A 17,293-nucleotide genomic window follows, 5' to 3' on the forward strand; every position below is an offset into this window, starting at 1 on the left:
ATCGGGCCCAGCGCGGAAGCGGGAACATGCGGTGGCGTCCGTCCTTGGCGCGACCTGAGGGGGACGCGTTCACCGGGTCATGGTAGCTGTCTGCTGCGAAGACGATGTGGGCTTGGGGGATTCGGGATTCGGGATTCGGGAATCGGGAATCGGGAATCGTCAGGCGAGCACCCCTCGCTTGCTGTGGGTGCGGTCTGTTCCAAAGCGATTGGCGCCGGCGAGCGGCGGCGCACTCAACCGAGTCGCCGCACCTCGTTGACGCCGGGCAGCGCGTCCAGCTTGCCAAGCAGGCTGGACAGCTGGCCGTAATCGCTGACCTTCAGGCGCAGGCGCAGCTGCGCCCTGCCGGTGTCGCGCACGTTGTCGCTGTTGATTTCCAGCACGTGCGCGTCCTCCTGCGCGATCAGGTTGGTGATGTCCTTGAGCAGCCAGCGGCGGTCGACCGCGCGCACCTGCACATCCACCTCGTAGCCGCTGCCGGCCTGGCCCCACTCCACCGGTAACACCCGCTGCGGATGCGCCGCGGCCAGACGCGACAGTGCCGCGCAATCGGTGCGGTGCACGGTGATGCCGCGGCCGCGGGTCAGATAGCCGGCGATCGGCTCGCCCGCCACCGGCTGGCAGCAGCGCGCCAGCTGCACCAGCAGATTGCCCACGCCCTGCACGGTGAACTTGGATTTACCCAAGCCCTCGCGGCGCGCGGTGGGCCGCGGTGGCGCCGGGACCGCGGGCTGCGAGGCGGCCCGTTCGGCCTCCAGCAGGGCGCGGCTGACCTGGTTGGGCCCGGTATCGCCCAGCGCCACCTGGATGTACAGATCGTCGACATTCTCGGCGTGGAACTTGCGCGTGGCCACGCCCAGGTCGGCATGCTGCAGGCCCAGCCGCTTGAGCTCGCGATCGAGCAGGTCCTTGCCGGCCTGTACGTTGCGCGCGCGGTCGAGCTTGTGGAACCACGCGCGCACCTTGTCGCGCGAGCGCCCGCTGGCCAGAAAGCCATTGGACGCCAGCAACCAGTCGCGGCGTGGGTCGGCCTCCTTGGCGGTCATGATCTCCACCCGGTCGCCGCTGCGCAGCCGGTAGGTCAGCGGCACGATGCGGTCGTTGACGCGCGCGCCGCGGCAGCGATGCCCGACCATGGTGTGCACGTGATAGGCGAAATCCAGCGGCGTGGCGCCTTGCGGCAGGTCGATGACCTCGCCCTTGGGGGTCAGTGCATACACGCGGTCTTCGATCAGCTCGGCGTCCAGCGCACCGGCCAGTTCGCCGTGGTCGCCTTCCTGCACCTGCTCCAGCAACTGGCGCATCCACAGGATCTTGCGGTCGAAGGCTTTTTCGCCGCCCTTGCCGCCTTCCTTGTATTTCCAGTGCGCGGCCACGCCAAGCTCGGCCTGCGCGTGCATCTCGTGGGTGCGGATCTGGATTTCGATCGTGCGCCCTTCCGGGCCGACCACCGCGGTATGCAGCGAGCGGTAGTCGTTGGCCTTGGGCCGGGCGATGTAATCGTCGAACTCGCTCGGCACCGGTGCCCACAGCGAGTGCACCGCCCCCAGGGCGGCATAGCAGGCGGCCACGTCATCGACCATCACCCGCACCGCGCGGATGTCGTACAGCTGGTCGAAGGACAGGCGCTTCTTCTGCATCTTTCGCCAGATGCTGTAGATGTGCTTCGGCCGCCCGCTCACCTCTGCGCGCAGGCCCTGCTGGGCCAGCGTCGTCGACAGGGTGCGCTTGACCGCGTCCAGATAGCGCTCGCGCGCCACGCGGGTTTCGTCCACCTCGCGGGCGATGCGGCGGTAGGTCTCCGGCTCCAGATGCCGGAACGCCAGGTCTTCCAGCTCCCACTTTACCTGCCAGATGCCCAGCCGGTTGGCCAGCGGCGCATGGATGTCGCGGGTGAGCTGGGCCAGTGCGCGGCGCTGCTCTTCGCTCAGGCGGTCGGCCACGCGCATGCGCGCCAACTGCCGCGCCAGCAGGATCGGCACCACCCGCAGGTCGTGGATGATGGACAGCAACAGCCGCCGCAGGCCTTCGCTGTTGCGCCCGGCCTCGCGACCGGCGTGCAGGGCCCAGACCTGGTCGGCCGCATCCAGCCCGTCCAGCAGCCCTTCCACCGCCACACGGCGCTCGGCCGGTTGCCACGGCAGGCCGGCGATCGCGCCGCGTAGCGCCGGCAGGTCGAACAACAGTGCCGCAATCAGGGTCGCCTCGTCGGCCGCCAGCAACCCCAACGCGTCCAGCGTGTCGGCGAGCAGCGCCCAGGGCACGTCCTCGCTCGGCGCTGGCAGCTGCTGCCAGGCCTGCGCCAGCGCGTCACGCAGGTCTGGCGCGATCGATGCGAGGGCAGGACGCTGCAGCAAGGCATGCAGGCGCTCGAAAGAGGAACTGGTCACAGCGGTGGACACGGCGATCGGCAACAACAAGGGGCTGACAGCTACGGTAACGTGCGCGTCACCTTCTCCACAACGCGCAGTGCGCCGTGGTCGGCGCAACGGCACGCGCCTGCGCTTATGGTCGGTTCACCCGCCAAGGTCTTGATTCGCAACCGCTGCGGGCCGGGATTGCTGCAGCGCCGCAAGCCGATCAGCACGGTCAATCGGCTTTTTACATGCTTTTTACAACTCGCCCAGACCGCCTGCCTATCCTCCATTGGCGTTGCCGCTGCGTCCTGCCGCGGCCACGTCATTCCAACCAACTGCGAGGTAGCCGATGAAGACCTGGAAGAAGCCTGTCGTTCGTGAAGTCAACTGTGGCGCCGAGATCAACTGCTACGTCTCCGGCGAATTCTGAGCGCACCTGCCGCCCTTCCTCCCGATGCATGACCGGCGATTGCCGGCAGATAGGTAACAGTTCTCCATGCGCATCATCGTTCTGGGATCGGCGGCCGGCGGTGGGCACCCGCAGTGGAATTGCCACACACCCGCCAGCCGGCGGGCATGGCAACAAGCCGACGGTGCCCAACGTCGTACCCAGGCCAGCATCGCCGTCAGCGCCGATGGCCAACGTTGGGTCCTGATCAACGCCTCACCCGATTTCCGTCAACAACTCCTCGCAACGCCCGCGCTCTGGCCGCAACGCGGTCTGCGGCATTCACCGATCGAAGCGGTGTTGCTGACCAGCGGCGAGATCGACCATATCGCCGGGCTGCTGTCGATGCGCGAGAGCCAGGCGTTCTCGCTGCATGCCAGCCGCCGCGTGCTGGACCTGCTGTCGCAGAACCCCATCTTCGATGCAGTCAATCCGGCTTACGTGCAGCGCCAGCCGTTTGCGCTGGAGACGCCACTATCGCTGCTGGGCCTGCAGCTGACGCCCTTCTCGGTGCCCGGCAAGGTGCCGTTGTTCATGGAATCGCGCAGCGGCGGCGACCTGGCCGGCTCCAATGAAGAAACCCTCGGGCTGACCATCGACGATGGCCAGCACCGCGTGCACTACATCCCCGGCTGCGCGGCGATGACCGATGCCTTGCGCGCGCGCCTGCAAGGCGCCGAGCTGGTGTTTTTCGACGGCACGCTGTGGCGCGACGACGAGATGGTGCAACTGGGCATCAGCCAGAAGACCGGCCAGCGCATGGGCCACATGAGCATCGACGGCCCCGACGGCACGATTGCCGCGTTCGCCCCGCTGGAGGTGGCGCGCAAGATCTTCATCCATCTCAACACCACCAATCCCGTGCTCGACATCCATTCGCCGGAGTACGCCAGTGCGCGTGCCAGCGGCTGGGACGTCGCCTACGACGGCCTGGAGATCACCCTGTGACCACCCTGCTCACCCCGGACCAGCTGGAGGCGGACCTGCGCGCCATCGGCGCCCGCCTGTATCACGACCAGCATCCTTTCCACGCGCTGCTGCACGAGGGCAAGCTCGATCGTGGCCAGGTCCAGGCCTGGGCGCTGAACCGCTTCGAGTACCAGCGCTGCATTCCATTGAAGGACGCCGCGATCCTGGCGCGCATGGACGACCCGGCGTTGCGGCGGATCTGGCGGCAACGCATCCTCGATCACGACGGCAACAGCCCCGGCGATGGCGGCATTGCCCGTTGGCTGCACCTGACCGACGCGCTCGGCCTGGACCGCACGCTGGTGGAATCCGGCCGTGCGCTGCTGCCCGGCACCCGGTTCGCGGTGCAGGCCTATCTGCAGTTCGTGCGCGAAAAAAGCCTGCTCGAAGCGATCGCCTCCTCGCTGACCGAGTTGTTCGCCCCCAACATCATCGGCCGGCGCGTGGCCGGCATGCTCAAGCATTACGACTTCGTCTCGCCCGAAGCGCTGGCCTATTTCGAGCATCGCCTGACCGAAGCGCCCCGTGATTCGGATTTTGCGCTGGACTACGTCAAGCAGCACGCCGATACCGTCGAGAAACAGGGCCTGGTCAAGGCCGCGCTGCACTTCAAGTGCTCGGTGCTGTGGGCGCAACTGGACGCATTGCACGTGGCCTACGTCGCCCCGGGCATCGTGTGGCCGGAGGCATTCGTGCCCGACCGCGACGCCAGCCGGGCCGCGGCGTGAGCAGCATCACCCGCGACAGCCAGCCGGCCCTGCGCGCAGGCGTGCGCCTGCAGCACGACCGCGCGCGCGACCAATGGGTGCTGCTGGCGCCGGAACGGGTGGTCGAGCTGGACGAGATCGCACTGGTGGTGGCGCAGCGCTACGACGGTGCGCGCTCGCTGGCGCAGATCGCGCAGGAACTGGCGGGCGAATTCGATGCCGACGCGGCCGATATCGAAGTTGATGTGATCGAACTCACCAACACGCTGCATCAAAAGCGTCTGCTGCGGCTATGACCATCGCCCCGCCACCACTGTCGGTGCTGCTGGAACTGACCCATCGCTGCCCGTTGGCCTGCCCGTATTGCTCCAACCCGATCGCATTGGCGGCGCTGCGCGAGGAAATGGATACTGCCGGCTGGCGCTCGCTGCTGCAGCAGGCTGCCGACATGGGCGTGCTGCAGGCGCATTTTTCCGGTGGCGAACCGATGCTGCGCAAGGACCTGCCCGAGCTGGTGGCGCACGCACGCGCGCTCGGGCTGTACAGCAACCTGATCACCTCCGGCGTAGCCGGCGGCGAGCCGATGCTGGACCAGCTGCAGGCGGCCGGACTGGAGCATGTGCAGCTGAGCGTGCAGGATGTCGACCCGGCCGGTGCCGACCGTATCGCCGGCTATCGCAACAGCCTGGCGAAGAAGCGCGCGTTTGCCGCCGCCGTACGTGCGCGCGGCCTGCCGCTGACGCTCAATGCGGTCTTGCATCGCCATAACGCCGAGCGCGTGCCCGGCATGATCGCGCTGGCGCTGGAGTGGCAGGCCGAACGCATCGAAGTGGCGCACACCCAGTACTACGGCTGGGGCCTGCGCAATCGCGCCGCGCTGATGCCCAGCCGCGCGCAGCTGATGGCCACGATTGACGCGGTGGAAACCGCCCGCCGCGAGCTCGGCGACCGCCTGGCGATCGACTTCGTCACCCCCGATTACTACGCCCGCCAGCCCAAGCCGTGCATGGGCGGCTGGGGCCAGCGCTTCGTCAACATCTCCCCGCGCGGCGACGTGCTGCCCTGCCACGCGGCCGAAACCATCGACGGCATGCGCTTTGACAACCTGCGCGAGCGTTCGCTGGCCGACATCTGGAACAATGGCGAGGCCTTCGTGCGCTTCCGCGGCACCGCGTGGATGCCCGAGGTCTGCCAGGGCTGCCCCAAGCGCGAGATCGACTGGGGCGGCTGCCGCTGCCAGGCGCTGGCGCTCAGTGGCGATGCCGCCACGCTGGACCCGGTCTGCGAACGCTCGCCGCGGCATGCCGAGGTGCGCGCCACCGCCGAACGCGAAGCTGCAGCGCCGGCACCGGAGTTGGTCTACCGCCGTCCCGAGCGTGCGAAAGTGCCCGCGTAGACCTTACGTCGCCGGTGGCGGAGCGCCCCCACACCCTGGTGGTGTCTCCACGCTGTGCGAGGCGGCCTGGGGCTGTCCCGCACGCATCAGCACCTGTGGTCTCAGGCTGCACGCTGCGCTCCAGCGTCTACACTAGCGGCCTCTTCGTCTTCTGGATGGCTTCCATGTCGCTCGCGCGCCGCATTCCATTGCTGGTCTGCCTGACCCTTGCCCTGAACGCCACCCCGGCCCTGGCGCAGCGCGCGGTGCAGGGCGACCTGCAATCGCAGATGAGCGCCGAACAGTTCAAGGCGGCCGGCCTGGACAAGCTCGATGCCGGCGAACTGGCCGCGCTCAACGACTGGCTGCAGGGCAAGGTCGCCAAGGAAGCTGCGGTCGTGGTCGAACAGGCCAAGGAAGCCGGCCGCCAGGAAGTGATCGTCAAGAACCGCGGCTTCTTCGATTTCGGCAGCAAGGAGCCGATCGAGAGCAACATCGTTGGCGAGTTCAAGGGTTTTTCGACCGGGCGCGTCTACACGCTCGCCAATGGCCAGGACTGGGAGCAGACCGACGCCGCCACGTTGTCGGGCGTGCGCAAGACCGCGCCCAAGGTCAAGATCAAGCCGGGTCTGGTCGGCGTGTGGTATCTGCAGATCGAGGGCTACAACACCCAGGCCAAGGTCCGCCGGATCAAGTAAGCCCGACCGGGCACTGCGCGGCCCGCCAGCGGGCTGGCGCACCCACGCCACTGGGAGAACACGCATGCGGTCGATGACACGTTGCAGCCTGGTGTTGCTGGCGTCGCTGGGCTGGTTTGCAGGTGCTGCGCCTGCAGGCGCGGCCCCTGCAGTCGCCCTGTCAGCGCAGCAGTGCGCCGACGCGCCCGAGGTCGGCATCGACCAGGCGCTGGTGTGCTATCACGATGCCATCGAACGCCAGCCGCTGGTCTACCGGCGTGTGGCCACCCGCACGGTGGCCGGCGTCGAGCGGCGCGATTACCTGCTGACCTCGCAGCAATGGTCGCCCGAGGCACTGGTGCAGCCGGCCAGTTGGCAACACGATGTCGCGATCTATGTCCCCACGGATGCGCTGCCGACGCGTGCACTGTTGCTCTCCACCAATGGCACCCGTCATCCAGCCGATGGCGGCGCGCCGCAGCCGTCCAGCGAATTGTCGCCCGAGGCCCTGGCGACGCTGGCAAAGCGCAGCCGCACCGTGGTGATCGCGCTGGGCGATATCCCCAGCCAGGCGCTGACCTATCGCAACGACGGCACGCCGCGCCGCGAGGACGACAGCGTCGCCTACAGCTGGTCGCTGTTTCTGGCATCGCCGCAGCAACGCAAGACCCTGCCGCTGCATGTGCCGATGGCCGCCGCCATCGCGCGCACCATGAGCCTGGCCGAACGCGAGTTGGCGCCGTTGCAGATTCATCGCTTCATCCTCGCCGGTGCCTCCAAGCGTGGCTGGGCGAGCTGGCATGCCACCATTGCCGATGCGCGCGTGGAGGCCGTGGTGCCATTGGTGATCGACATCCTCAATCTGCCGGCGGTGCTCGAGCACATGTACCGGAGCTATGGCGGCAACTGGCCGATCGCATTCAACGCCTATGCCAGGCAGGGCATCACCACGCAGCTGCACACGCCGGCCTTTGCGCAACTGGTGCAACTGCAGGACCCGCTGCATTATCTGCACACGCCGCAGCGCAAACGCCTGGCCGTGCCCAAGTACATCGTCAATGCCAGTGGCGACGATTTTTTCCTGCCGGACAACACGCGGTTCTTCTACAACGCGCTGCCCGGCAGCAAGGCGCTGCGCATGGTGCCCAACAGCGCGCATAACGGCATCCGCGCCTTCATCGTCGACAGCCTGGTGCCCTTCGTGACCCGGCTGCAGCAGCAACGCGCGCTGCCAAAGGTGCGCGATTCGCTGCGCGCAGGCGAACACCCGCAGCTCCGCTTCCACTCCTCCGAGCGCCCTGCGCAGTTGCGCCTGTGGCAGGCGAGCAACCCGGTGGCGCGCGACTTCCGCCATGCCTGCGGCATTCGCTACAGCGCCACGTCGATCACGCCTGCACGCGGCAACACCGTGTCGGTACCGGTACGGATGCCCGAGGCCGGCTGGAGCGCGTACTTCATCGAGGCCACCTACGCGGACGGCTTCGTCGCCACCAGCCAGACCTATGTGCTCGGCAAGCAGCAGTACCCGACGCAGGCACCACCCACCGACGGCGCGGCCTGCAGCACCTTGCCGGGCGCTGCCTCTGCGGCGACTGCGCGCTGAGTGGGCGACTCTTCCGGCAGCTGACAACCAGCTGTCGGTATCGAATGTCGGCATCAAATGTGGATGTGGATGTGGATGTCCATGATGGCCCAGCGTCCAGATGGCGACGAACGCCACCGTCGCAGACCAGGAGTGACCCGCGCGCGCCTTCCGCACTGCGCAATCACTTCCGCGCAGACAGCGCTGAATCGGGCGATCCTGCACTTGAGCCTGCCAACAAGATCGATCCAACCCGACTGAACCATTGACATCGTTGTCACCAACTTCTACACAGGCCGCTACTCGCCGATCGCATTGGCCGACCGGACGAACCCAAAGGACTGCACGTGGCTGCGACTTCGCGTTCTGCTCTCGCTACCGGCCTGCCCACCGCACCGGTTGCCACCGGCTTCATCGCGGCCGACGTCGGTGGCACGCATGTGCGGGTCGGCCACATCGCGCAGGCGGACAACGCTGCAGCCGAGCTGGCGCATTACCGCACCTACCGCTGCGCCGAACACGCCAGTCTGGACGCCATCCTTGCCGACTTCCTGCAGACCGGACGCGATGTCGAAGCCGTGGTGATCGCCAGTGCCGGGGTCGCACTGGACGATGGCAGCTTCATCAGCAACAACCTGCCATGGACGATTTCGCCTGGCCGCATGCGCGCCGCGCTCGCCGTGCCCAGCGTGCACCTGGTCAACGATTTCGAAGCGGTGGCCTACGCCGCCCCCTTGATGGAGCAACGCGCCGCGCTGCAACTGAGCGGGCCGACCCCGCGGCATGCGCGCGCCACCGGCCCGATCCTGGTGGTCGGCCCCGGCACCGGGCTGGGTGCGGCGGTCTGGATCGATGCCAGGCCGCGGCCGATCGTGCTCGCCACCGAAGCCGGCCAGGTCGCCCTGGCCAGCAACGACGAGATGGAACTGCAGGTGCTGCGGATCCTGCTGCGTGGCGAGCGCTATCTGCCACTCGAGCATGTGCTGTCCGGGCCCGGCCTGCTGCACCTGTACAACGCCGCGTGCGAACTGCATGGCGCCACCCCGCGCCATCGGCTGCCGGCCGCGATCACGCATGCCGCGCTGCACGAAGACGATGCGCTGGCACGCGAGTGCCTGCAGATCTTCTGCGCCGTGCTGGGCAGCGCGGTCGGCGACATGGCGCTGGCCTACGGCGCGGCCGGCGGCATCTATCTGGCTGGCGGCTTCTTGCCGACGATCGGGCCGTTCCTGCAGAACAGCGCTTTCCGCGAACGCTTTCTGGCCAAAGGCCGCATGCGCGCGGTGCTCGAACGCATCCCGGTCAAGCTGGTCGAGCACGGGCAACTGGGCGTGCTTGGCGCGGCCAACTGGTATCTGCAACACCACGCTGACCTGTCGTAAGCGATCCACCACGCGCTCGGTCCCGAGCGCGCGTCTGCAAGACCCCGCATCCGGCGAGCAGCAGCCCGCCGTCCTTCCCTGTGCGTGATGAGGAGAGACATCATGAAATACAGCATCACCCTGCTGTCCAGCGCGATCGCGTTGTCGCTGGCATTCACTGCGCAAGCCCAGGACACGGTCGACCGCCAGGCCACCGACCTGGACGCCGTGCAGGTGGTCGGCATCCGTGCCAGCCTGGAAAAGTCGCTCGACACCAAACGCAACAACGCCGGCATTTCCGAAGCGATCACCGCCGAAGACATCGGCAAGTTTCCAAGCACCAACGTGGCCGAGGCGCTGTCGCAGATTCCCGGTGTCACCCTGGACCGGCGCTTCGGCCAGGGCGAGCGCGTCAGCATCGACGGCACCGACCCCAGCCTCAATCTGTCCTTCCTGGACGGCCACCCGGTGGCACAGGCGATCTGGCTCTACGGCGAGCAACCCAGCCGCGGATTCGACTACACCTTGCTGGCGCCGCAGATCCTGGGCCGTGCGGAAATCCTCAAATCCTCCGAAGCACGCCTGACCGAGGGCAGCCTGGGCGGCACGGTGCTGATGCACACCCGGCAGCCGCTGGACCTGGACGTCAACGAGGTGGCCGCATCCATCGGCTACAGCTACAGCGCACAGGCCAGCGAAGGAAAACCGAATGCCGCGCTGCTGTATAGCTGGAAGAACGCGGCCGACACCTTCGGCATCGCGGTATCGGCGCAGCATTACGAAGAGCGCGTCGATCGCCGCGGCATGGAAGTGTTCGGCTATGCGCCGGCCAGCACATTTGCCAATGCCGCAGCCGGCGTGCCCGCCGATGCGGACGTGCCCAACTCGATCAACGCGGCCTGGTTCCAGCAGGATCGCGAGCGCGACAGCGCCGTGGTCAACCTGCAGCTCAAGCCCAGCGAGGCGCTGGAATTCAACCTCAGCGGCCTGTACATCAACGAGAACTTCGACAACTACAACCAGTCGATGTACAGCTTCCTGACCTGGAATGCCGGCACCGTGGCGGCAGTGGACCAACTCGGCGGCCTGCGCAACGGCGTGGTGACCAGCGGGCATTCCGGCGCCAATGCCGACCCGCTCGGCGGCACCGTGATCTACGACAACAATGTGCGCGAATCGGAAGTGACCACCAAGGGCCTGGACCTGCGCGGCGCGTTTCGCGGCGATGGCTGGGGATTGAATGGGCAGCTGGGCCAAAGCAGATCCGAGAACAAGGATCTGTCGCAGTATTTCATCGAACCGTTCTACAACGGCGGCTTCAGCTGGGACACGCGGCGCGGCATCCGCTTCGACGACCCGGCGCGTGCGCGTGATCCGGCCAACTGGGGCTCGGCTGGCGGCTGGTTCGGCAATAACGGCATCTTTTCCACCGAAAGCAAGGATACCTACGGCCAGCTCGACCTGAATCTGCAGTTCGACAGCGTGTTCAATCAACTGCTACTGGGCGTGCGTCATGGCAAGCACGAGGAGCGCTTCGAGCTCAACGTCTATGGCGGCGTGACGCCAGGCACGCTGGCCGATGTGCGCACCATCGGGCTCACCGACCTGCAGGAGTTCCATCCCGACCACGGCCGGCATGTGCAGGCAGGCCGCAACAACGTGCTGGACTGGATCCGCAACAGCCCGGTCGACTACGGCGCGCCAGACCCGGCCAGCTACCTCAACAACACCTGGGCGCTGCAGCAGACCAACAACGCCGCCTATGCCCAGCTGAATTTCTCCGGCGGCGGCCTGCGCGGCAATCTCGGGCTGCGTTATGTGGATTCGAAAACCGAGGGCAGCGGCTTCGTCTACAGCGGCACGCCCACCCTGCAGAACGCCGACAGCCTGTGGCAGACCCGCACGCGCAAGGAGGATTTCCTGCTGCCCTCGCTCACGCTGGCCTACGAGGCCGCCGACGATTGGGTGTTCCGGTTTGCCGCGGCCAAGGTGATCGCCTGGGCGCCGTACAACCAGATGGTCAACAACACCTTCCTCAACGACACCACGTTGACCGGCAGCGGCGGCAATGCCGAGCTGTCTCCGTACGAATCCTGGAACTTCAACCTGTCGGCCGAGTATTACTTTGCCCAGCAGTCGGTGGTGGCGTGGTCGCTGTTCTACAAGAAGATCGACAACTACATCGATACCAGCGCCAGCGTGGAACGCCAGTACAACGCGCTACGCGATACCGCGCCGCAAAGCTGGGCGCAGTTGCTCGGCAGCAACGGTTGCACCGCCGATGGCTACTGCGATTACAGCATCCAGCGGCCACGCAACGCCGGCGATGGCAAGGTCAAGGGCTTCAACATCGCATTCCAGCAGCCGTTCGGCGACAGCGGCTTCGGCCTGACCGCCAACTACACCTACGCCAATGGGCAGAACAACACCGGCGATGCCCTGCCCTATCAGTCGCGCAACAGCGTGGCAGTCAGCCCGTACTACGAAAAGGGCCCGCTCAACGCGCGGCTGACCTACAACTGGCGCGACAGCTACCTGGCCGGCGGTTACGTGGCCGGCGCCGCGCCGGCAAGCGTGGACGACTATGCCGAACTCGGCGCGAGCATCGGCTATGCGTTCAGTCCGAACTGGTCGTTGCAGATCGACGCGCAGAACCTGCTGGACGAGCAATACCTGCAGTATCTCGGCGACACCGACCACCTGGCCGGTCGCTACAGGAGCGGGCGCCGCTATATGGCGAGCCTGCACATGAAGTTCTAGCAGCGGCTGGCAAAACGGCTGCGCTCGCCGCCAGGCAGGCGCGGCCCGTGCTCGGAATCGGCACGTACACCTCGTACACGCCGGCTCCGGGCGCGCCGTCCACGCCCAGCCGGCCACTGCCCACTACGTTTCGTTAGTCGCGTCAAACGCGGCGCTCGGCCTGGGCGGCCGATCGATGCCAGGACCTGCGCTGATGCAGCGCGCTGGTGAGGACGGCAAGCCGCCGTCACCAGCGCGTCCAGCACCACTCAGTTGCGCAACGCCGCCACCCGCTGCGACAACTTCTTCGCCGACACGCCCGACCTGGCGCCCAGCTCCTGCGCGAACACCGACACACGCAATTCCTCCAGGTCCCAGCGTAGCGACTGCCATTCATCACGTTGCTGCAACCCGCGCGCGGCCGCCTGGTCCAATGCATCCACGAACGGCTTGAGTTCGAGCATGCGTGCCTGGTCGCGGGCCGGATCGCGTTTGGCACGCTCGGTCCGCAGGATCATCGCCTTGAGATAGCGCGGATAACTGGCCAGTGCCTCGGCCGGTGTTTCGCGCAGGAAGCCGGCATGCACCAGCGCGCGCAGCTGCTGTTCCATATCGTCCAGGTTGCCGCGCGCCCAGCCCATCAACGGCGCCTCCAGCAGCGGCTTGAGTTCGGCCACGGCGCCAAGGATGCTTTCGGCCAGCGTCAGCCGTTCCATCGCCTCGCCGAACAGGCGCTTGCCGGCCTCGTCGCGGCGCTGCGCAAAGGCACCGGGGTCGCGTATCGCGCCCAGGCCATCGGCCAGCACCGCGTTGAGCGCGGCATCGACCAGATCGCCGCGCAGCCGCTCCTGCGATTCGATCGCCGCGTACAGCAGGCCGGTCTTGGGCGACACCGGCAGTTGCTTGCGCGCCTGCTTGATCTTGTCGGCCAGCGCGATTTCCAGCAGCCGGCGCACGCCGCGCGGATGCGCCTGCGCCGCTTCGTTGCGGTCGGCGAAAATGCGCAGCGCCGCGTCTTCGCCCTGGTCCACCAGCGCCGGATACGCCGGCACGCCGGCCTCGCCGGCCACCTGTTCGGGAATCGGCGTGGACGGAAAATCGCGCAATCCCTCGGCCGCCAGCGCGCGCCCCGCACGTGCGGCGAAGGCCTGGCCGGCACGCTCGCCAAAGCGTGCGCGCAATCCGTCCAGGTCGCGCGACTCGGCCAGTACCTTGCCGTCGTCATCGCGCAGGCGCAGGTTCATCAGCAGATGCGTGTCCAGCGACTCTTCGTCGAAATCCAGCGCCGCCACCTGCGTGCCGGTGGCCTTGGTCAGAAAGCGCGCCAGCTCGCCACGGATAGCGTCGGCCGAGGCAATGCTGTAGGCCTCGTAGAACGCGCGCCCGAAATCCGGCGCCGGCACATAGTTGCGCCGTTGCGCCTTGGGCAGGCTGCGAATCAGGGCCGATGCCTTATCGGCGACGAAGCCCGGCGCCAGCCACGACAGCCGCGCCGGATCCAGCGCATTGAGCAGGTGCAGCGGCACATCCACCGTCACCCCGTCATCGATGGCGCCCGGCTCGAAGCGGTAATGCAAGGGCAGCCGCGCATCGCCCAGCGGGAAATACTTCGGAAACCGGTCGGCCTCGCTGCCTTCGCCCGGCAACAGGTCGTTCAACGTCCAGTGCAGGCTGCGGCGCTTGTCCGGCGGCAAGGTCTTCCACCATGCATCCAGCCCGCTGGCCGAGTGCAGCTCGGCCGGGATGCGATCCAGATACCAGCGCGCCTGCCAGTCTTCGTCGGCGACGATGCCGGCGCGGCGCAGCTTGGCTTCTTCCTCGCGCGCCTGCTCCAGCACCTTGAGGTTGTCGGCGATGAACGCCGCACGCGTATTGATCTCGCCCGTGACCAGGCCCTGGCGCACGAACAGGTCGTGTGCGCCGGCCGGATCGATCTTGCCGAAGTGGACCGGCTTTTTCGGCGCCAGCACCAGGCCGAACAGGCTGATCTGCTCGGATGCCACCACCTGCCCCTGCGCACGCGACCAATGCGGGTCGAAATGCTTGCGTGCCAGCAGATGCCCCAGCTCGGCGATCGCCCAGTCCGGCTCGATCGCGGCATTGGTCATGCCCCAGACTTTTTGCGTATCCAGCAGCGTGGCGGCCAGCATCCACGGCGGCGGCTTGCGTGCCAGTGCCGAGCCGGGAAACGGCACGAACCGGCGCTGCCGCGCGGCGAGAAAATCGCCTTTTTCGGTGCGATGGCCGATCTGCGTCGGCAGGCCGGCCAACAGCGCACGATGCAGGGCCTGATACGCCGCCGCGCGTTCGCGCTCGCTGATGCGTGCCGAGGCCTCGGCAAGGTCGGCACGCTTGCCGGCAGCGGCGGACGTGGCTTGCGTAGGTGGCGCATTCGGATCCGGCTTGCCTTCGCGCGCCAGCCGCGCAGCGCGATGCAACTGCCCGCGCGTCGGCCGGTTGGCGTTGTGCCCGTCCTCGCGCGCAGGCGCGCTGGCACCTGCCAGCAATGGCGCCAACATCGCAGCGGCCGGCTCCTCGCTCCACCCCAGCTCTTCGCACAACAGGCGCAGCTGCCGATGCAGCTCACGCCATTCGCGCATGCGCAGGAACCCGAGGAAATGCCGGTTGCACCAATCGCGCAACTTGGACTGGGTGAGATCCTCGTGCACCTGCCGGTACGCCTCCCACAACCGCAGGATGCCGACGAATTCGGAGCGTGCATCGGCAAACAGCGTGTGCGCATTGTCGGCCGCCTCGCGTGCTTCGGGCGGGCGCTCACGCGGATCCTGGATACCCAGGAACGCGGCGATGATGATCATCTCGCGCAGGCAGCCGTGCTGTTGCGCAGCCACCAGCATGCGCGCCAGCTTGACGTCCACCGGCAGGCGCGCCATCTGCCGGCCGATGGCGGTGAGGCGCCGATTGGCATCGATCGCGCCCAGCTCCAGCAACTGCTGCCAGCCGTCGGCGACTGCGCGTTCGTCCGGCGCTTCCAGGAACGGGAACTCCTCGATCCGCCCCAGCCCCAGTTGCAGCATGCGCAGGATCACGCCCGACAAGGACGAGCGGCGGATTTCCGGGTCGGTGAATGCCGGCCGCGCGGCAAAATCCGCTTCGGCATACAGGCGGTAGCAGATGCCTTCGGCAATGCGGCCGCAGCGGCCCATGCGCTGGTTGGCGCTGGCCTGCGAGATCGGCTCGATATGCAGGCGGTCCAGCTTCTGGCGCGGGCTGTAGCGCTTGATCCGCGCAAAGCCCGGATCCACCACATACCGGATGCGCGGCACCGTCAGCGAGGTTTCGGCCACGTTGGTGGCCAGCACCAGGCGCCGGCGCGGCCCCGGGTTGAACACGCGGTCCTGGTCGGCCGCCGACAGCCGCGCGTACAGCGGCACCACTTCGGTTTCGCGATACTTGCGCCGTTCCAGCGCCTGGTGCGCATCGCGGATCTCGCGCTCGCCGGGCAGGAACATCAGCACGTCGCCACGCGGATCGATGCGGGTGATCTCGTCGATCGCCGCCACGATCGCATCGTTGACGGTGCGCTCGCCATCGCGGCCATTGCCACGCTCGCCGTCGCCGTCGCTGTCGTCGGCCTCGCCTTCGAGCGGCCGGTAGCGCACCTCGACCGGGAAGGTCCGGCCTTCCACGTCGATCACCGGCGCGTTGTCGAAATGCCGGGCGAAGCGCTCGGTGTCGATGGTGGCCGAGGTGACGATCAACTTCAGATCGGAGCGCTTGTGCAGCAGCTGCTTGAGATAGCCGAGCAGGAAATCGATGTTGAGGCTGCGCTCGTGCGCCTCGTCCACGATGATGGTGTCGTAGGCCGACAACCAGCGGTCGCTGGCGATCTCGGCCAGCAGGATGCCGTCGGTCATGAACTTGATCCGCGACTGCTCGCCGACCCGGTCGGTAAAGCGCACCTGGAAGCCCACCGTGGTGCCCAGCGGCGTCTTCAGCTCCTCGGCCACGCGCGCGGCCACCGCCCGCGCGGCGATCCGGCGTGGCTGGGTGCAGCCGATCATGCCGGCCGCGCCGCGCCCGGCCGCCAGACACAGCTTGGGCAGCTGGGTGGTCTTGCCCGAGCCGGTTTCACCGGCGATGACGACGACCTGATGGTCGCGGATCAGCGCGATGATGCGCTCGGCCTCGCGCGCGATCGGCAGTTGCTCGTCCAACGTGATGGCCGGCTGCTGCTCGGCACGCGCCTGGCGTTGCGCCTGCGACGCTGCCAGCGCCTGCTCGAAGGCCTCGCGCACCTGCGGGTTGCCGGGCTTGCCCTGCCAGCGCGACCATAGACCGAGCAACCGGCCACGGTCGCGACTCATCGCGCCATCGACGGCGCGGCGGCGCTCACGCAAGGTGTTGGCAAGGTCGGTGTCGATAGCGCTCATTGATCGAAAAATGTGAAAGATTGAATGACAGCGGATCCTTTAGCCTGTCTATTGTGACCCGATATCTGTTTCCTCAGGAGGACCATTCCCATGTCCAAGAAAAAGAACGCCAACAAGCCCGTCGTCATCAATGAAGCATTGGACGCACTGCCGGTCGCCGCAGCATCGGCACCACACATCGATATCGGGATCAAGGACGGTGATCGCAAGCAGATCTCCGACGGTCTGGCCCGCTACATGGCCGACGCCTTCACCCTGTACCTGAAGACCCACAACTTCCACTGGAATGTCACCGGGTCGATGTTCAACTCGCTGCACACCATGTTCGAGACCCAGTACACCGAGCAGTGGGCGGCGCTGGACGAAGTGGCCGAGCGCATCCGCGCCCTGGGCTACAACGCACCGGGCTCCTACAGCGAGTTCGTCGCCCTGACCTCGATCCCGGAAGAACAGGGGCTGAGCGACAGTGCCGACTGGCGTGAAATGGTGCGCCAGCTGGTCAGCGGCAACGAAGCGGTCTGCCGCACCGCGCGCAAGGTGCTGGGCACCGCCGACGATGCCGGCGACGACCCGACCGTGGACCTGCTGACCCAGCGCCTGCAGACCCACGAGAAGTACGCCTGGATGCTGCGCTCGCTGCTGCAGTAAGCCCTGGGCCTGGTCCCTGCGGGTGTGCCCAAGGTT

13 protein-coding genes and 1 other RNA gene are annotated in these 17,293 nt (G+C 67.2%); 12 read left to right on the forward strand and 2 right to left on the reverse strand.

The genetic code is table 11. The features are described 5' to 3' along the window. Positions 1–233: 233 nt before the first annotated feature. Positions 234–2,417 carry a RelA/SpoT family protein gene (locus tag CPBF1521_RS12470; RefSeq protein WP_181901235.1) on the reverse strand — a complete coding sequence of 728 codons (2,184 nt, stop codon included), beginning with the start codon at positions 2,415–2,417 and terminating at the stop codon, positions 234–236. Between CPBF1521_RS12470 and CPBF1521_RS12475 the strand changes: the two genes are divergently transcribed. The 11 genes from CPBF1521_RS12475 (at position 2,361) to CPBF1521_RS12525 (ending at position 12,375) form a co-directional block, all read left to right on the forward strand. Next, positions 2,361–2,738 (forward strand): hypothetical protein, encoded by a 378-nt coding sequence (locus CPBF1521_RS12475; RefSeq protein ID WP_147295459.1) that lies wholly within the window; start codon positions 2,361–2,363, stop codon positions 2,736–2,738. The genes CPBF1521_RS12470 and CPBF1521_RS12475 overlap by 57 nt on opposite strands. After that, entirely contained in the window at positions 2,707–2,787 is an 81-nt protein-coding gene (gene pqqA, locus CPBF1521_RS12480) for a pyrroloquinoline quinone precursor peptide PqqA (RefSeq protein WP_002812057.1), read from the forward strand. The genes CPBF1521_RS12475 and pqqA overlap by 32 nt, the downstream gene beginning before the upstream one ends. Positions 2,788–2,853: 66 nt before the next feature. Then, on the forward strand, positions 2,854–3,753 hold the full coding sequence (gene pqqB, locus CPBF1521_RS12485) for a pyrroloquinoline quinone biosynthesis protein PqqB (protein WP_104584653.1): 900 nt from the start codon (positions 2,854–2,856) through the stop codon (positions 3,751–3,753). Next, positions 3,750–4,502: a pyrroloquinoline-quinone synthase PqqC gene (gene pqqC, locus CPBF1521_RS12490; RefSeq protein ID WP_115677204.1), complete on the forward strand. Its 753-nt coding sequence runs from the start codon at positions 3,750–3,752 to the stop codon at positions 4,500–4,502. The genes pqqB and pqqC overlap by 4 nt, the downstream gene beginning before the upstream one ends. Then, positions 4,499–4,777 (forward strand): pyrroloquinoline quinone biosynthesis peptide chaperone PqqD, encoded by a 279-nt coding sequence (gene pqqD / locus CPBF1521_RS12495; RefSeq protein WP_115677205.1) that lies wholly within the window; start codon positions 4,499–4,501, stop codon positions 4,775–4,777. The genes pqqC and pqqD overlap by 4 nt, the downstream gene beginning before the upstream one ends. Next, positions 4,774–5,877, forward strand: a complete 1,104-nt coding sequence (gene pqqE, locus CPBF1521_RS12500; protein WP_115677206.1) for a pyrroloquinoline quinone biosynthesis protein PqqE — start codon at positions 4,774–4,776, stop codon at positions 5,875–5,877. Before pqqD ends, pqqE begins: the two co-directional genes overlap by 4 nt. Before the next feature lie 164 nt (positions 5,878–6,041). Continuing rightward, positions 6,042–6,554 (forward strand): hypothetical protein, encoded by a 513-nt coding sequence (locus tag CPBF1521_RS12505; protein WP_104584661.1) that lies wholly within the window; start codon positions 6,042–6,044, stop codon positions 6,552–6,554. A gap of 64 nt (positions 6,555–6,618) precedes the next feature. Further along, on the forward strand, positions 6,619–8,136 hold the full coding sequence (locus CPBF1521_RS12510) for a PhoPQ-activated pathogenicity-related family protein (RefSeq protein ID WP_115677207.1): 1,518 nt from the start codon (positions 6,619–6,621) through the stop codon (positions 8,134–8,136). A 326-nt stretch (positions 8,137–8,462) separates the two neighbouring features. Next, positions 8,463–9,497 (forward strand): glucokinase family protein, encoded by a 1,035-nt coding sequence (locus CPBF1521_RS12515; protein WP_115677208.1) that lies wholly within the window; start codon positions 8,463–8,465, stop codon positions 9,495–9,497. Positions 9,498–9,599: 102 nt separating this feature from the next. Continuing rightward, entirely contained in the window at positions 9,600–12,236 is a 2,637-nt protein-coding gene (locus CPBF1521_RS12520; protein ID WP_115677209.1) for a TonB-dependent receptor, read from the forward strand. Positions 12,237–12,298: 62 nt separating this feature from the next. Further along, positions 12,299–12,375: non-coding RNA, sX9 sRNA (locus tag CPBF1521_RS12525), on the forward strand. Positions 12,376–12,484: 109 nt separating this feature from the next. Here CPBF1521_RS12525 and hrpA read toward each other — a convergent pair. Further along, positions 12,485–16,609 carry an ATP-dependent RNA helicase HrpA gene (gene hrpA / locus CPBF1521_RS12530; protein ID WP_115677210.1) on the reverse strand — a complete coding sequence of 1,375 codons (4,125 nt, stop codon included), beginning with the start codon at positions 16,607–16,609 and terminating at the stop codon, positions 12,485–12,487. A gap of 90 nt (positions 16,610–16,699) precedes the next feature. Between hrpA and CPBF1521_RS12535 the strand changes: the two genes are divergently transcribed. After that, the gene (locus CPBF1521_RS12535; protein WP_102580821.1) at positions 16,700–17,257 is read left to right on the forward strand and encodes a Dps family protein; all 558 of its coding nucleotides are present in this window, start codon (positions 16,700–16,702) and stop codon (positions 17,255–17,257) included. Positions 17,258–17,293: the final 36 nt, after the last annotated feature.

Origin of the sequence: Xanthomonas euroxanthea, assembly GCF_900476395.1 — a bacterium.
GTDB lineage: Bacteria > Pseudomonadota > Gammaproteobacteria > Xanthomonadales > Xanthomonadaceae > Xanthomonas > Xanthomonas euroxanthea.